Annotated in this window: 12 protein-coding genes and 1 pseudogene; 6 read left to right on the forward strand and 7 right to left on the reverse strand. The window is 73.4% G+C overall.

Annotated features, from left to right (window positions below; translation table 11 throughout):
• Positions 1 to 105 precede the first annotated feature (105 nt).
• From ABZ016_RS38495 to ABZ016_RS38505, 3 genes are read right to left on the reverse strand one after another with little or no spacing between them, the layout of a single operon-like run.
• On the reverse strand, positions 106 to 4065 hold the full coding sequence (locus ABZ016_RS38495) for a type I polyketide synthase (RefSeq protein WP_356921409.1): 3960 nt from the start codon (positions 4063 to 4065) through the stop codon (positions 106 to 108).
• Positions 4062 to 5828 carry a fatty acyl-AMP ligase gene (locus tag ABZ016_RS38500; protein WP_356921410.1) on the reverse strand — a complete coding sequence of 589 codons (1767 nt, stop codon included), beginning with the start codon at positions 5826 to 5828 and terminating at the stop codon, positions 4062 to 4064. Before ABZ016_RS38500 ends, ABZ016_RS38495 begins: the two co-directional genes overlap by 4 nt.
• A gap of 60 nt (positions 5829 to 5888) precedes the next feature.
• Positions 5889 to 7415 carry an acyl-CoA carboxylase subunit beta gene (locus ABZ016_RS38505; RefSeq protein WP_356921411.1) on the reverse strand — a complete coding sequence of 509 codons (1527 nt, stop codon included), beginning with the start codon at positions 7413 to 7415 and terminating at the stop codon, positions 5889 to 5891.
• Positions 7416 to 7739: 324 nt separating this feature from the next.
• On the opposite strand from ABZ016_RS38505, the gene ABZ016_RS38510 reads away from it, so the two are divergent.
• From ABZ016_RS38510 to ABZ016_RS38520, 3 genes and pseudogenes are all read left to right on the forward strand, one after another.
• Positions 7740 to 8597 carry an aldo/keto reductase gene (locus tag ABZ016_RS38510; RefSeq protein ID WP_356921412.1) on the forward strand — a complete coding sequence of 286 codons (858 nt, stop codon included), beginning with the start codon at positions 7740 to 7742 and terminating at the stop codon, positions 8595 to 8597.
• 72 nt (positions 8598 to 8669) lie between these two features.
• Positions 8670 to 8874: pseudogene (locus tag ABZ016_RS38515) on the forward strand (IS481 family transposase); the annotation flags it as partial.
• Positions 8875 to 9108: 234 nt separating this feature from the next.
• Entirely contained in the window at positions 9109 to 9360 is a 252-nt protein-coding gene (locus ABZ016_RS38520; RefSeq protein ID WP_356921413.1) for a DUF5133 domain-containing protein, read from the forward strand.
• Between the two features lie 45 nt (positions 9361 to 9405).
• On the opposite strand, the gene ABZ016_RS38525 is transcribed toward ABZ016_RS38520, so the two are convergent.
• On the reverse strand, positions 9406 to 10389 hold the full coding sequence (locus ABZ016_RS38525; protein ID WP_356921414.1) for a helix-turn-helix domain-containing protein: 984 nt from the start codon (positions 10387 to 10389) through the stop codon (positions 9406 to 9408).
• 188 nt (positions 10390 to 10577) lie between these two features.
• On the opposite strand from ABZ016_RS38525, the gene ABZ016_RS38530 reads away from it, so the two are divergent.
• Both ABZ016_RS38530 and ABZ016_RS38535 read left to right on the forward strand, forming a co-directional pair.
• A complete protein-coding gene (locus tag ABZ016_RS38530) occupies positions 10578 to 11051 on the forward strand; it encodes a hypothetical protein (RefSeq protein WP_356921415.1) in 474 nt (157 codons plus the stop codon).
• 141 nt (positions 11052 to 11192) lie between these two features.
• Positions 11193 to 11396 carry a hypothetical protein gene (locus tag ABZ016_RS38535; protein ID WP_003995020.1) on the forward strand — a complete coding sequence of 68 codons (204 nt, stop codon included), beginning with the start codon at positions 11193 to 11195 and terminating at the stop codon, positions 11394 to 11396.
• A 10-nt stretch (positions 11397 to 11406) separates the two neighbouring features.
• Here ABZ016_RS38535 and tgmB read toward each other — a convergent pair whose 3' ends face one another.
• The 3 genes from tgmB to ABZ016_RS38550 form a co-directional block, all read right to left on the reverse strand.
• Positions 11407 to 12390 (reverse strand): ATP-grasp ribosomal peptide maturase, encoded by a 984-nt coding sequence (gene tgmB / locus ABZ016_RS38540; RefSeq protein ID WP_356921416.1) that lies wholly within the window; start codon positions 12388 to 12390, stop codon positions 11407 to 11409.
• A 16-nt stretch (positions 12391 to 12406) separates the two neighbouring features.
• On the reverse strand, positions 12407 to 12598 hold the full coding sequence (gene tgmA / locus ABZ016_RS38545; RefSeq protein ID WP_356921417.1) for a putative ATP-grasp-modified RiPP: 192 nt from the start codon (positions 12596 to 12598) through the stop codon (positions 12407 to 12409).
• Positions 12599 to 12730: 132 nt separating this feature from the next.
• Positions 12731 to 13042, reverse strand: coding sequence for a YkvA family protein (locus tag ABZ016_RS38550; RefSeq protein ID WP_356921418.1), 312 nt, complete (start codon positions 13040 to 13042; stop codon positions 12731 to 12733).
• A gap of 596 nt (positions 13043 to 13638) precedes the next feature.
• Between ABZ016_RS38550 and ABZ016_RS38555 the strand changes: the two genes are divergently transcribed.
• On the forward strand, positions 13639 to 14808 hold the full coding sequence (locus ABZ016_RS38555) for a hypothetical protein (protein ID WP_356921419.1): 1170 nt from the start codon (positions 13639 to 13641) through the stop codon (positions 14806 to 14808).
• Positions 14809 to 14811: the final 3 nt, after the last annotated feature.

The raw sequence follows: 14811 nt of genomic DNA on the forward strand, positions 1-14811 counted from the left end.
GGACGGCGAGGCCGGCGGCGGCCGTCGCCCGGGCGACGGTACGCCGCGACACTCCGGCGGCGGGCTTCGGCGGCAGGTCGGACATGGCGGCTCCTCGGGTTCGGTTCAGGGGGCCCGCTCGGCGAGCACCCGGCTCAGGTGGGCGGCGATCTCGTCGACGTGCGGCGGATCGAGCAGTGACAGGTGGTGACCGGGCACCCGCACGACCTCCAGCCGCGGGCACACCTCGTCCCAGCCGAGCGCCTCGTCGTCCCGCTCGTACGCCGGATCGCGCACGGTGTGGGGAGCCGGCTCGGTGGCCCGGTAGAGGACGACCTGCCCGGTGTAGCCGCCGGGGTCGTGCGACTCCCCGATGCCGAGGTCCAGGTAGGAGGCCCGCTGGTGCTCCAGCGCGGCGGGGGGCACGTCGGCGGCCTCGCGCAGCGCCCCCAGCACCGTGTCGATGCGGGCCCGGTCGTCGTCCATGGCCGCGAGCCGGTCGTAGGGCAACTCCAGCTCTACGCAGTAGGTGCCGGCGATGTGGCGGGCGAAACCCTCGAAGTGTGCCCGGATCCGGTCCGCCCGCGTCAGCCCCGGGCGGGGGAGGGGCCGTACGGAGTCGATGAGCACCACCAGCCGCACCTCCCACCCCGCGGCGGTCAGTTGCCGGGCGGTCTCCTGGGCGACGAAACCACCGAAGGACCAGCCGCCCAGCACACAGGGCCCGTCGGGACGAGCGGCGCTGATCGCCTCCGCGTACCGACGTGCCTTCTCCGGCACGGTCCGGGCCTCCTCGATCCGCTCCAGGCCGTACACCGGCTGGTCGTCCCCCAGCCGTTCGGTGAGCGCGCGGTAGACGGACACCGGACCACCGGCGGCATGGACCAGGAACAGCGGGGGCCGCGAGCCGGTGGCGCGCAGCGCGGACAACGGAGTTCCCTCACGGGGGAGCGCCCGCTGGACACGGGCGGCGGCGTCCTCGACGGTGGCGGCGGCGAAGAGGTCGCGCAGGGACAGTTGGATACCGAACTCGCGCTCGACGGCCGTGCGGATGCGGACGGCCATCAGCGAGTCCAGCCCGAGGTCGGCCAGACGGGCCTGCGGACCTATGCGGGCGGGCCGGTGGCCGGTGACGGCGGCGATGTGGCGGGTCAGCCGGCCCAGGACCGAGGAGTGCTCCGCCCCGTCGGCGGGAGGCTCCTCCCTCGGCACCGGCTCGGCGTGTGCCCGGCCGTCCGTCCACCAGTGCCGTACGTGCCGCCACCGGGGCAGGGGCAGGTCGATCACCCGGCCGGGCGGCACGGGCAGCCGCCCGCCCGCCGCATAGAGGGCGCCCAGCCGGCCGGCGAACGCCTCCGCCCCGTCGGCGTCCCGGCGCAGGGTGGCCAGGGCGAGGGCGCCGGGCACGGTGTCGGCGACCGCGCCCGCCAGTACCGGGTGGGGAGAGATCTCGACGAACGCCGTGTGGCCGTCGGCCGCCGCGGACGCGAGCGCCCGGTCCAGCCGCACGGGCCGCCTCAGGTTGGCCGCCCAGTGGGCCGCGTCGAACACGCAGTCGCCGCGTGGATCGTCGAGGACGGTGGAGTGGACCGGGACACTCGGCCGCCGGCCCCGGATGCCGGAGAGCGCCTCGACCAGCTCCGGCAACAGCGGTTCCACCTGCGGAGAGTGCCCGGCGCCGACGACCCGCATGGCCCGGGCCGCCCGTCCCTGTCCCTCCAGCCGGCGCACCAGCCCGGCCACCGCCGCCTCCTCTCCCGTGACCACCTTCTGCCGGGGCGAGGAGTGCACGGCGACGTGCACACCGGGGAAGTCCCGCTCCAGGGAATCCAGTTCGGTGTCGTCCAGGTCCACCACGGCCATCGCACCACCGCGCAGCCCGCTCAGCAGCCGGGCCCGTACGGCGATGACACGCGCTCCGTCCGCCACGTCCAGCGCGCCCGCGCACACGGCCGCCGCCACCTCGCCCATGGAGTGACCGATCACCGCGGCGGGCTCGACCCCGTACGAACGCCACAGTTCGGCCAGCGCCAACTGGATCCCGAACAGGACGGGTTGGGCGACCTCCAGGCGGTCGAGGCCGGCCCCCGAGGACAGGTGGTCGTGGAGGGACAGACCGCACTCCGGGGCGAGGTGCGGGTCGAGCTTCTCCACGGCGGCGGCGAACGCCGGTTCCTCCGCCAGCAGCCGGCGACCCATGCCGGGCCACTGGCTGCCGTAGCCGGAGAAGACCCACACCGGGCCGCGCCCCACACGGTCACGGTCGTCGGTGACCACCCGCGGGTCGGCCCGCCCGGCCGCCAACGCGCCCAGGGCATCGGCCAGTTCGGCACGGTCCCGGGCCGCGACGGCGGCGCGGACGGGGCCGCGGCCGGTCCGCCCGGCCAGGGTTCGGGCCACGTCGGCGGGGTGCGCGGTGCTCCCGCGCAGCCAGTCGGCCAGCCTGCCCGCCGTGTCGCGGAGGCGCTCGGCGTCGAGGTCGGAGAGCAGGTGCAGGCGGGCGGCGGGCTCCCCGACCGGTCGTGCGGGGACCGGGCCGGGCGCCCCTTCCTCCAGCACCACATGGGCGTTGGTGCCGCCGAAGCCGAACCCGGAGATCCCGGCGACGGCCGTGCCGCCGTAGCGGGGCCAGGGCTCCGGCTCGGTCACCACGCGCAGCCGGTCGTCGGTGAGGGAGGTGCCCTCCGCACAGTGCAGCGACGGCGGAATGCTGTCGTGGTGCAGGGCGAGCACGGTCTTCACCAGGCCGGCGATGCCGGCGGCCGATTCCAGATGGCCGAGGTTGCCCTTCACGGACCCCAGCAGCAGTGGCTGGTCCGGGTCGCGTCCCGCGCCGAGCACGGCGCCGAGCGCGCCCGCCTCGATCGGATCGCCCAGCGGGGTACCGGTGCCGTGCGCCTCCACGTAGTCGACCTGAGCCGCGGCGAGCCCCGCCCGCGCGTACGCGCTCTCCAGCAACGCCTGCTGAGCCGCCGGGTTGGGCGCCATCAGACCGTTCGAGCGGCCGTCGGAGTTGACGGCCGTGCCGCGGATGACGGCCAGCACCCGGTCCCCGTCGCGTTCCGCGTCGGACAGCCGCTTAAGGATCACGGCCGCGCAGCCCTCGCCCCGCCCGATGCCGTCGGCCTCCGCCGAGAACGGCTTGCACCGCCCGTCCGGCGCGAGGGCCCCCGCTCTGTGGAAGGCGACCGTGACGGCCGGCGACAGCAGCAGGTTCACCCCGGCGGCGATCGCCGTGTCGCTCTCGCCCGTCCGCAGGCTGACACAGGCGTGGTGCACCGCGACCAGCGAGGACGAACAGGCCGTGTCGACGGCCAGACTCGGCCCCCTCGTGTCCAGGACGTAGGCGAGCCGTCCGGCGGCGACGCTCAACGCGCCCCCGGCCGGGGCCCAGGGATCGACGGCGGCCGGATCGGCGCCCGTCAGCTGCCCGTACTCCGGAGCGGACACGCCGACGAACACCCCGGTGGCGGTGCCTGCGAGCGAGCCGGCCGGCACCGCCGCGTGGTCGAGCGCCTCGTGGACGACCTCCAGCAGGATCCGCTGCTGAGGGTCGATCACGGCGGCCTCGCGCGGGGTGATGCGGAAGAAGTCCGCGTCGAACCCGGCGATGTCGTCGAGATACCCGCCGTAGGGGTGCGCGTCGGCGGGCGGGAAGGCGGTGAAGTCACGCCACCGGTCCTCCGGTACCCGCCGGATCGCGTCGACGCCCTCGCTCAGCAGCCGCCAGTAGCCGTCCGGGCCGTGCACTCCGCCGGGGAGCCGGCAGCCGACCCCGACGACCGCGATCGGCTCGGTGGTCCCGCCCTGCACCGTGAGCCGTGCCACCTGGGGCGCCTTGGCCTCCGTGCCGCACAGCCGTGCCACCAGGGCCTCCCCGGTGGGCGTCTCCCACAGCAGCGTGGCCGGCAGTTCCCGGCCCGTGGCCCGGGACAGCTCACCGGCCAGGGCGACCGCGTCCCGTGACGACATGCCGAGATCCGCGAGCGGCCGGTCCATCGGGACGCCCTCGGGGGTGGTGCCGTACCAGACGGCCACCCGTTCCGCGATCAGCCGGCGCAGCGCGCCCTCGTCGGCCCGCCTCATCCCGCGGCACCCGCCGCCACCCGGACCTGCCCGCCATAGGCGCCCTCCAGGTACCGGGCCCGGGTCAGCGACCGCGACACCTTCCCGCTGGAGGTGCGCGGCACCGTGCCCGGTGGCACCAGCACGACGTCGGCGAGCCGCAGCCCGTGCCGCGCGGAGACGGCACCGCGCACGGCCCGCAGCACGCCCGGCACGTCCAGCTCGGCGAGGCGCGCGGTCCGTGCGTGCTCCGCCACGACGACCACCCGTTCACCACCGTCGGGTCCACCCGGCACGGCGAAGGCCGCGAGCCGGTCCCGGCGCACCACCTCGTGCGCCTCCTGGGCCGTGGCCTCGACGTCCTGCGGGTAGTGGTTGCGGCCGTCGACGATGATCAGGTCCTTCAGCCGGCCCGTGACGACCAGTTGCCCCTCCAGCACCGTCCCCAGATCACCCGTGCGCAGCCACCGGCCGGGGCCCGCGGCGGAGTCCGCGAACTCGGCGCCGAAGACGTCCTGCGCGTCCCGGTTCCAGTAGCCGCGGCCCACGTTCGGCCCCTGCACCCAGATCTCACCGACCTCGCCCTCCGACAGGAGCGCCCGCGTCACCGGGTCGGCGATCCGGACCCGCTGGTCCGCCGGGCTGCCACAGCCCGCGAGCAGCACGGCTGACGGATCGTCAGGCCGCGCGGGCAGGGCCTTCCCGGCTGCCAGGGCGTCACGGTCGAGCGCGAACCGGCGGAGCGGTTCGCCCGGCCGGGCCGCGCACACGAACACCGTGGCCTCGGCCAGTCCGTACGAGGGACAGTGCGTCTCGGGCGCCAGGCCCTGCGCGGCGAACGCGGCGTGGAACCGGTCGGCCGTGCCGGGGCGGACCGGCTCGCTGCCGTTGATCAGCGCGGTGACCCCGTCCAGCCGCAGGCCCTCCTTCTGCTCGTCGGTGACGGTCGCGACGCAGTAGTCGTAGGCGAAGTTGGGCGCGGCGCTGATCGCGTTCGGATGAGCGGTGAGCAGCCGCAGCCAGCGCACCGGCTCGTGCAGGAACGCCGCCGGGTCCATCAGCGCCGACAGCCGCCCGCACACCACCGGGGCCGCGACGCTGAGCACCAGACCCATGTCGTGGTAGAGCGGCAGCCAGCCGACGCAGGTCACCGGGCGCGTGTCGGCACCGTAGGCGGACAGAGCCTGGCGGGCGTTGGCGACCACGTTGCCGTGACTGATCTCCACGCCCGCCGGGGCACGGGTCGAACCGGAGGTGTACTGGAGGTAGGCGGTCGCCCCGGGATCCGGTGCCACCGGCAGCCAGTCCCGGCCCTCGTCGTCGGGCACCTCGTCCGCGACGACGATCCGCGGCCCGTCGGCACCGATGAACTCCCGCACCTCCTCCCGGGCCCCGCTCGTGGTCACGACGGCCGAGGGGCACGCGTCGGCGAGCACGCCCGCGAGCCGGTCCGCATGGCCCGGCAGGCCCGGCGGATACAGCGGTACGGCGACCAGCCCGGCGGCCAGGGCCGCGAGGAAGGCGGTCACGTACTCCGTGCCCTGCGGGCACAGCAGCGCGACCCGGTCCCCGGGCGCGGCCTGCCCGGCGAGGCGCGCGGCGAGTGCCCGCACGCGTACGTCCAGGCGCCGCCAGGTCAGGGTGCGGTGGACGCCGCGCGAGTGCGGTGCCGGATGCTCGACGAAGCTGAACGCCCGGCGTTCGGGGGTGGAGGCGGCCCAGTGCCGCACGTACTCCGGCAGCGTGGCGCACACGGGCGCGAGCGGGGGGCGGCGGCTGTCCATCAGGCGGGGCTCCTCACGGCGCGGATCTGCTTACGGGCTGCAAGAAAAATGGGGGGCTGGCTAGAGCGGGATGTTGCCGTGCCGGCGCTCCGGCATCGGCGCGCGTTTGCCGCGCAGGGCGCGCAGCGCGCGGCAGACCTGCTCCCGGGTCTCGCGCGGCGCGATGACGGCGTCGACATAGCCGCGCTCGGCGGCGAGATACGGGGTGCCGTGGGTGTTCTCGTACGCGGCGAGCAGGCGGGCGCGCAGCGCCTCGGGGTCGGCGGCGGCGGCGAGTTCACGCCGGTGCAGCACGCCCACGGCCCCCTCGGCGCCCATCACGGCGATCCGGGCGGTGGGCCAGGCGAGGTTCACATCGGCGCCCAGGTGCTTGGAGCCCATCACCGCGTACCCGCCGCCGTACGCCTTGCGCACCACCACCGTGACCTTGGGCACGGTCGCCTCGGCGTAGGCGTACAGCAGTTTCGCTCCGCGCCGGATGATCCCGGCCTGCTCCTGCCGTACCCCGGACAGGTACCCGGGTACGTCGGCGAAGGTCAGCAGGGGAATGCCGAAGGCGTCGCAGAACCGTACGAACCGGGCGGCCTTCTCGGACGCGTCGATGTCGAGGACCCCGGCGGCGTGCAGCGGCTGGTTGGCGACGACACCCACCGAGCGGCCCTCGACACGGGCCAGGGCGCAGATGATGTTCGGCGCGAACAGCTCCTGCACCTGGAGCAGTTCACCGTCGTCGACGACCGCGTGCAGGACGTCCCGCATGTCGTAGGCCTCGCCCAGCCGGTCCGGGACGACCTCGTCGAGCGCGGCGCCGGGCGGAACGTGCCCGGGGGCGTATTCCGGCGGCCGTTCCAGGTTGTTGCCCGGGAGGTACGACAGCAGGTCGCGCACGGTGTCGAGGGCGTCCGCCTCGTCGGCGGCCAGGAAGTGGGCGTTGCCGTTGACCGTGTTGCTGGTGCGGGCGCCGCCCAGCTCCTCGGCGGTGGTGCGCTCACCGGTGACCGTCTCGATGACGTCCGGCCCGGTGACGAACATGTGGGAGGCGCCGTCCACCATCACCGTGAAGTCGGTGATGGCCGGCGAGTAGGCGGCACCGCCCGCACACGGCCCCAGGACGACCGATATCTGCGGGATCACCCCGGATGCCTTGACGTTGCGGCGCACCAGCTCGGCATAGAGGGCGAGAGCGGCGACACCCTCCTGGATCCGGGCCCCGCCGCCGTCGTTGAGGCCGATCACCGGGCATCCGGTCTTCAGCGCCAGGTCCATCAGCGCGGCGGTCTTCTCGCCGAACGCCTCGCCCATGCTGCCGCCGAACACCGTGGAGTCCTGGGCGAACACGCAGACCGGGCGGCCGTCGACCGTGCCGTAGCCGGTGATCACCCCGTCGCCGTAGGGACGGCGGGCGCCCTCCGCGGAGGGACGGGCCCGCACGAACAGGCCGGTCTCCGTGAAGGAGTCCTTGTCCACGAGCCGCTCGATCCGTTCCCGGGCCGAGAACTCCCCGCGTCTGCGCGGCCCGCCCGGAGCCACCGCCGCGTCCCGGCGGTCCTCCAGGCCGGCGACACGCTCCGCGGTGCTCCCGGGCACGTGTGTCGTCGCTTCCCCCGGACCGGATGCCGTCACCTCTGTGCTCACGACCACCTCCGAAGTGGTCCTCGAATATGGCAGTGAGACGGGGGAGTGCCGAGCGGATCGCCGTTCTGTGTGGGGGAGTTGAGTCCTCGGACGCGGGCTTTCATCCCCCGGTGACAACGGGCCGTCCGCCCGGCCGCCGAGGGACGGGCACGATTCAGTGGCCCGAGTGCTGAATGCGTTCTCCATCTTCTATTGGACCTCGGGCCGCCCGGCGTCCAGGCTGGAACGCACCATCGCCCGACAGCTGGAACGACAGCCGGAAGAGGTCACGAGCCCATGCACACCCGCCGCATCGGTGACGTCGAGGTCAGCGCGATCGGCCTGGGCGCGATGCCCATGTCCATCGAGGGACGACCGGACGAGGAGCGCTCCCTCGCCACGGTCCACGCCGCGCTCGACGCCGGCGTGACCTTCATCGACACCGCGGACGCCTACCACCGCGACGCCGACGAGGTCGGCCACAACGAGACCCTCGTGGCCAAGGCCCTCGCCTCCCACGACCGCGGTGGCGACGTCCTGGTCGCCACCAAGGGCGGCCACCTGCGCCCCGGCGACGGCAGCTGGACGCTGGACGGCAGCCCCCGCCACCTGAAGGCGGCCTGCGAGGCGTCCCTGCGCCGGCTCGGCGTGGAGGCCATCGGGCTCTACCAGTTCCACCGCCCCGACCCGCGCGTGCCCTACGCCGACTCCGTCGGAGCGATCCGGGATCTCCTCGACGAGGGCAAGATCCGCATGGCCGGGATCTCCAACGCCGACCCGGACCAGATCCAGCAGGCGAACGACATCCTCGGCGGCCGGCTGGTCTCCGTGCAGAACCAGTTCTCCCCGGCGTTCCGCTCCAGCGAACCGGAGCTGCGCCTGTGCGACGAACTCGGCATCGCGTTCCTGCCCTGGAGCCCCCTCGGCGGCATCTCGCGCGCCGGTGAACTGGGCTCGGCCCACGCCGCGTTCGCCCGTATCGCCGAGGTGCGCGGGGTGAGCCCGCAGCGGGTCTGCCTGGCCTGGATGCTCGCCAAGTCGCCGGTCGTCGTCCCGATACCGGGCGCGAGCCGCCCGGAGACCATCCGCGACTCGCTCGCCGCCACCGACCTCACCCTGACCCCCGAGGAGCTGGCGGACCTGGACGCCGCCTAGGTGTATTGATCACGAGCGTTGTTAACGCTGGCCGGGCTTGCCCGTCTGACCGTTCACGGCAGGCGGCTGCTCATCGAGCGTGTCCGTTCCGGCCGTCCGGTCGTGTGCATGCTGGGCCCGGCCCCGTATCGGGCCGATCCTGGGCCTGCCCGCCTCGACCGTCCACCGGGTCCTGACCCGGCACGGCATGAGCCGTCTGGCCTTCCTGGACCGGCCCACCGGCGAGGTCATCCGCCGCTACGAACGCGACCGGCCCGGCGAGCTGGTCCACGTGGAGCCACCACCTGCGCGGCCTTCCTGACCCGGGCCGCAGCCTTCTTCGCCAGCTGCGGTATCGGCCGCATCGAGCGCCTCCCGGCGGGGCCTACACGGCCCTGCACAGCGGCCAACTTGCCTGACGACCGGCCGGAGCCGATCAGTTCGCGTCAAATCCACCCCAGGTGAGAAAGACATGTGAATGTTTCCGCGTGGTTCGGGCATACGCAGCGAAAAACAGAGAGAGGGGCGCTACGTGCTCGTACCGGACCGGAAGGTCGTCAGGGAGTTGCTGACGCGGTACGCGTCGCTGAGGATCGCTCAGGCGGAGAGGCACGTGCCGACGGCGGCACGCGAGCTGGAGGACCTCAGTTACACGCTGTGCGTGATGATGGGAACGTCGAGCATTCACGACGCCATCGCCAAGGCGGACGCCCTGTTGCTCGTCAAGGGGCGGTCCGAGGCCGCGGACGCGGACGGGGAGAACGGCTTGACGCTGGTCGGCTGACATCGTGAGAGACCCGGCACGGGCCGGGTGTCGCGCCTCGGCGGCCTACGAACGGGCCGCCGAGGCGTTCGTTCGCCCGTTCGTCCGCCCGTGGAACGCCGTGCGGTACGCGTACGGCGTGGTACCCACCACCCTGCGGAACCGCTCCCGGAACGCCGTCGGTGAACCGAACCCAGCCTGACGCGCGATCCGTTCGACGGAGTGGTCGGTGTTCTCCAGCAGGTACTGCGCCCGGCGCACCCGGGCCCGCAGCAGCCACTGCAACGGCGTGGTGCCGGTCTGTTCGCGGAAACGACGGCTGAAGGTCCGCTCGCTCATCCCCGCACGCGCCGCGAGCGCGCCCAGTGTCACCTCGTGCGCGAGGTTGTCCTCGATCCACTCCAGCAACGGTTCCAGCGCCGACCCCCGGGGCACGGGCGGGTGCTCGTGCACGATGAACTGGGCCTGTCCGCCCTCCCGTTCCATCGGCATGACCGACATCCGGGCGATGTTCGCCGCGACCGCCGACCCCAGATCCCGCCGGATCATGTGCAGGCACAGATCCAGCGCGGCGGCCGCACCGGCGGAGGTGAGGATCTGCCCGTTGTCGACGTACAGCACATCCGGCTGCACCTCGATCCGCGGGTAACGGTGGGCCAGTTCGCCGGCCGCCACCCAGTGCGTGGTGGCGCGCAGCCCGTCCAGCAGCCCGGCTTCCGCCAGCACGAACGCGCCCACGCACACGGACGCGATCCGGGTACCGGCCTCGGCCGCTTGCCGCAGCGCCGCGAGCACCCGGGCCGAAGGCGGCGCCGCATCGGGGGAGCAGCCCGGCACGATGACGGTGTCGGCCTCCGCGAGCGCCTCCAACCCCCGGTCGACGCGCAGGGTGAACCCGCCGTCCGCACGCACCTCCGGTGTCTCCGCGCACAACCGGACCCGGTAGGCGGGCCGCCCGTCCGGCATCCGGGTCCACGCGAACGTCTGCTGGGGAGCCGCCATGTCGAACGGCACCACTCGGTCGAGAACCAGGATCGCCACGGTGTGCATGACCGCCACCCTAGGGGACTTCCCGCCAGCCGCATCACACGGGGAAAGGGCGCCCGCCGGGACAGGGGCGCAGGTCAGGCGAGTTGGCGGGAATCCGTTGGAAGCTGTCGTTCCAGCCCATGGGAGATCACGCCCCGGCTGCCTAACGTGAGCCCGGCACCGTCGATCGCATCACGGAAAGAGTCCCGGTGACCAAGTTCCTGCTGTCCCTCCACGTCCTGGCCGCCATCGTCGCCATCGGTCCCGTGACCGTCGCGGCCAGCATGTTCCCGCCGGCCGCGCGTCGCGCCGCTCCCGCGGACGGCGACGCCCCCGACCCGTCGGCCACCGGCACGGTCGCCCTGCTGCACCGCATCTGCCGGGTCTACGCCGCTGTCGGACTGGCCGTCCCGCTCCTCGGTTTCGCCACCGGTGCCGCGATGGGCGTCCTGGGCAGCGGCTGGCTCGTGACCTCCGTCGCACTGACCGCCGCGGCGGCCGGTGTCCTGATGGCTTTCGTCCTGCCCCGGCAGGAGGAGCTTCTCGGGCAGCTCAGGGGCGAACAGGCCCTCGACCACCGTGCCACCGTGCAACTCGCCATGCTCACCGGCGTCTTCAACCTGTTGTGGGCGACGGTCACCGTCCTGATGATCGTCCGGCCGGGCTCCACGACGGGGGCCTGAGCCCGGCGCGTGCGGCACTTGTCACAGGTGTCCGGTCTGCGTCAAGTCCGCCCAGGGAATTCACACTCCGGGGCATCGGGCCGCCTACACTCGCACTCTCGCCCCCGTACGGGTGCGACGAGCAGAAAGGCACGTTGACGGGTGTTCCAGGATTCCCCCATCTACGACCGACTCATCGCGGAGTGCGGCGATGTGCCCGCACAGGTTCGCCGCGAGGCCGAACGCGTGAGCAGGGAACTGGAGCTGGTCATGCGGCCCGCGCAGTCCCCCGGATACGACCGGCCGCACTCCCCGGGCACGGGCTGGCAACGCACCGCCATGCTGCCGGCCCCCCGGCAGCAGTGAGCCTTCCCTCTCAACGGATACTCGTGTTCCAGCCGTTGACCTGCGACAGCTCCTGGGGAACGGGACGGGCCAGCCACTCGGCGATGGTGCGGGCGATCGGCTGCCCCGTCTCCACCTCCACGAACCCGAACTGTCCCGACTGGTTGCACTCCAGGAACCACCAGGTCCCGTCGGCGTCCTCGACGAAGTCGAAGGCGCCGTACGCCAGTTCCGCCTCCCGCAGGTAGGCCCGGACGCCCGGCGCGATGCTCGACGGCACGTCGGTGGGCTCCCACGGCGAACCGGGAGCGGCGAACCGCACGTCGACCTCCTCGGGGTCGGCGTCCGCGGCGGTCGCCTTGCGGGCGGCCAGCATCCGCTCGCCCACCACGGTGAGACGGATGTCGGCCCGCTTGCCGATCCGCCGCTGTAACAGCGTCGGCCCGAACGCCACGGCCGAGAAGTCCGTGTCCGGCGCGACCCGGCTGGTCGGCACGGCCCGTGGCGGGTCCTGCGGATGCGCGCCCGACACCGGCTTGACCACCAGCTCCGGGTAACGCTCGGCGAACTCGCGGGCGGCGCGCGGGAAAGTCGTGATCAGCGTCGCCGGTACGGGCAGGCCGCACCGCTGGGCGAGGCGCAACTGCCACGGCTTGTGCCGGGCCCGGCGCGCGGCGTCCGGATGGTTCATCCACCGCGCGTCCGAGCCCCGCAGCATGCCGTAGAGCGCTTGGGCGGCCTCCTCCGTCAGCCACGCCGACGGCTGGACCGCCCGCCCGGCGGGCGCGCCGGGCCGGCGGACCCAGACCGATCGCAGTCCGCCTATGCTCACCAGCCGCCCCCCGGCGGACAGATGGCCACGGAAACGGCCGTGGACGTACTCCCCGGACAGTGCCACACCCCCGGTCAGGTCGGCGGGATCGACCCGGACCACGGGGACCCCCGAGGCGTTCAGGTGCACGACCACCATGTCCGCGGTCACGTCCTCCTCACAGGTGAGGATCAGTACGGTCATCTTCGGCGGCCCGTGTTCAGTCGTCGAAGTGCGTCTTGGAGCCGGCGGTGGACGTCGTGGTGCCCGCCTCTCTCAGCACGGCGAAGTCGCAGGCGGCGACCCGGCCGTCAAGAAGCACGTTCAGCTGCAGTCCGGCGTCGTACACGTACGGAATGACAGCTTCCAACTCCACTGCCGGGCGCGCGTAGTTGAGCGCGAACGGTTGCATCGTCTCTCCCTCGTCGGTGCTGCGCCGATCGAGCGGTGGTTCAGGGGCACGGCCACCCGGTCCGCCGGCTCGTTTCGGCTTCCAGAGACTTATACGAATCGAACGGGTGGTTGGTTTCCTTACTTTCCGTAGTCATCGCGCCGGTTGGCGGTCCGGCCGGCGTGTCGTACTGCGCTCCCGCTCGCCGAGGGAGCCGCGGACGGTGCGCAGAGCGAGCAGCAGGACGCCGATGTCGTCCAGGTACACGGGGTCGGGCAGCAGGTCGACGGGAAGCACGAAATAGAGGACCGCGCCCCAGAAGACCCAGCGCGGTCCTGTGGGCAATCCCACCCGCCGCAGTTCGCGCCGGGTCCGGACCAGCCGCACGAGGATGCCGACGGCGAAGACGAGGACGATCGCCGCGAGAAACGCGGCCACGATGATCACCTTTGTGGTCGTATCCACGGGGTCCCCTCCCAGGCGTGCCGCGACACAGGGTGTCCCTACGTGGATTCCCGTTTCCGGCGGCTGTATTGCCATCGGAGCCGGACATGTCGGCGAGTCGGCGGATTTTCCCGTGCGGGTGATCATCCCTGTGGCGTACCCGAGTGGCACGGTGTGACGGGGGCGCCTAGTAATGGTCACCGTAACGTCGCTCGTCACACGACGGGGGGCGCAGGAGCGGCCGCACTCTTCCCCGGGAGGCGAGTATGACCACCTGCTCTTCATCACCCGTCGCCGGCGGCAGCCATCAGGCGGACCAGACGAGCACACAGCCCGCAGCCGGCTCACACCCCGAACGGCCGGGCACCGAGCCCGTCGCCCCTGGCGTTCATCCGGTGGACCGTGCGCCCGACGGACCCGGTTCCCACCAGGTCGATGGTGCTGAGGAGCGTCCCGCCGAGCCCGGCCGGGACCGGACGGCTCCGGCGGACCAGGCGTACCCACGTGCCACCGACGTCGATGGCCGGACGGCGAAGGCAGCCGCACAGTTTGCCGCTTGCGACGCGGACGGCGCGGGCGCAGCGGACGCGCCGCCTGCCGGTCCCGCCCCGGAGCGGATGAGCCGGCCCGCCGCGCGGCGCGCCTTCGACGCAACGTACGCGGCCCGCCCCCATGAGCCCGCCGCGCGCGAAACGGGCCGGCCCGGTTCCGGGGCGTTCGTCGTGCGCTCCCTCGACGAGAACCTGGTGGAACTCCGGCCCGGCACCGGCCCGGACGCCGCCCCACCGTACGGCGAGGCCGTCAGCGACCTCGTGCACGCCGCGGTCGCGGACCGGCCCCTGGAGGAGGTCGTCGCCCTCATCACCTCGCTGGAGGAGTCCCCCGCCCACGCGGAGGCGAGGCTCGACGCACTCCGCACCGCCGGAGTGGGCCGGGACGTCGAGGACGTCTGCCGGATGATCGCCCTGCTGACGAGGCCTCCGCGCGACCCCGAGTGCGCGGACGAGGCGATCCGGGCCGCGGCCGCCCACCGTCCGGTGGCGGAAGTGACCCGGCTGGTCACCCTGCTGCACAAGCAGCCACAGGAACCTCACGTCCGCGAGGAGGCCCTGCGGGCGGCCGCGACCGGCCGGTCCGTCGAGGAACTGGTCGAGCTGATCGACCGCCTCGGCCTGGAGCGGCTGGACCGCAACGGCCCCCTGCCTCCCCGGCCTTCGCGTCCCGACCCCGGCGACGTCATCGAGACGGAGCCGCCCCGCCGACTGGGCGGCCGCCGCCTGGCACGGCTGGGCCCGGCGCACGGAACCCCCCGGGCGTTCGGATCCGCATCTCCGGGCCAGGACCGTGCCACGGATCCGCTCGCCCGGTTCGTGCCGTGGTCGGGCTGGCTCGCCGCCCTCGCCCTGGTGGTGTGTGCGGTGGCCCACTTCCCGTTGCAACGCGGCGGAGCGCCCCTGGGCCTGCACGCGTTCGCCCTCGCCCTGTCGGTGCTGTGCACGGTGCTGGCGCTGCTGCTGGCCGTGCGCCCGGTCCTGGTGGTGCTGGCCGGAGCTGTGGTGGTGCCCACGGTGCTGGCCGGGGCGCAGGCGTACCGCAGTTCCTTCCCGTCCGCGTCGCTGCCGCAGGCCGTGGAACTGGCGCTCGCCCCGCCGTGGTTCGCCTCCGGGGCCGCCGTGTGCGCGGCGCTGCTGTCCGTGACCACCCTGGCCTTCCGGACTCTCCTGCCCCTCATGGGCAGACAGTGGGCGCCCGTCTCTCCGCCCGAGGTACGCCGTATGGCGGAGTGACCA

This window comes from Streptomyces sp. NPDC006372, from assembly GCF_040612515.1.
Taxonomy (GTDB): Bacteria; Actinomycetota; Actinomycetes; order Streptomycetales; family Streptomycetaceae; genus Streptomyces.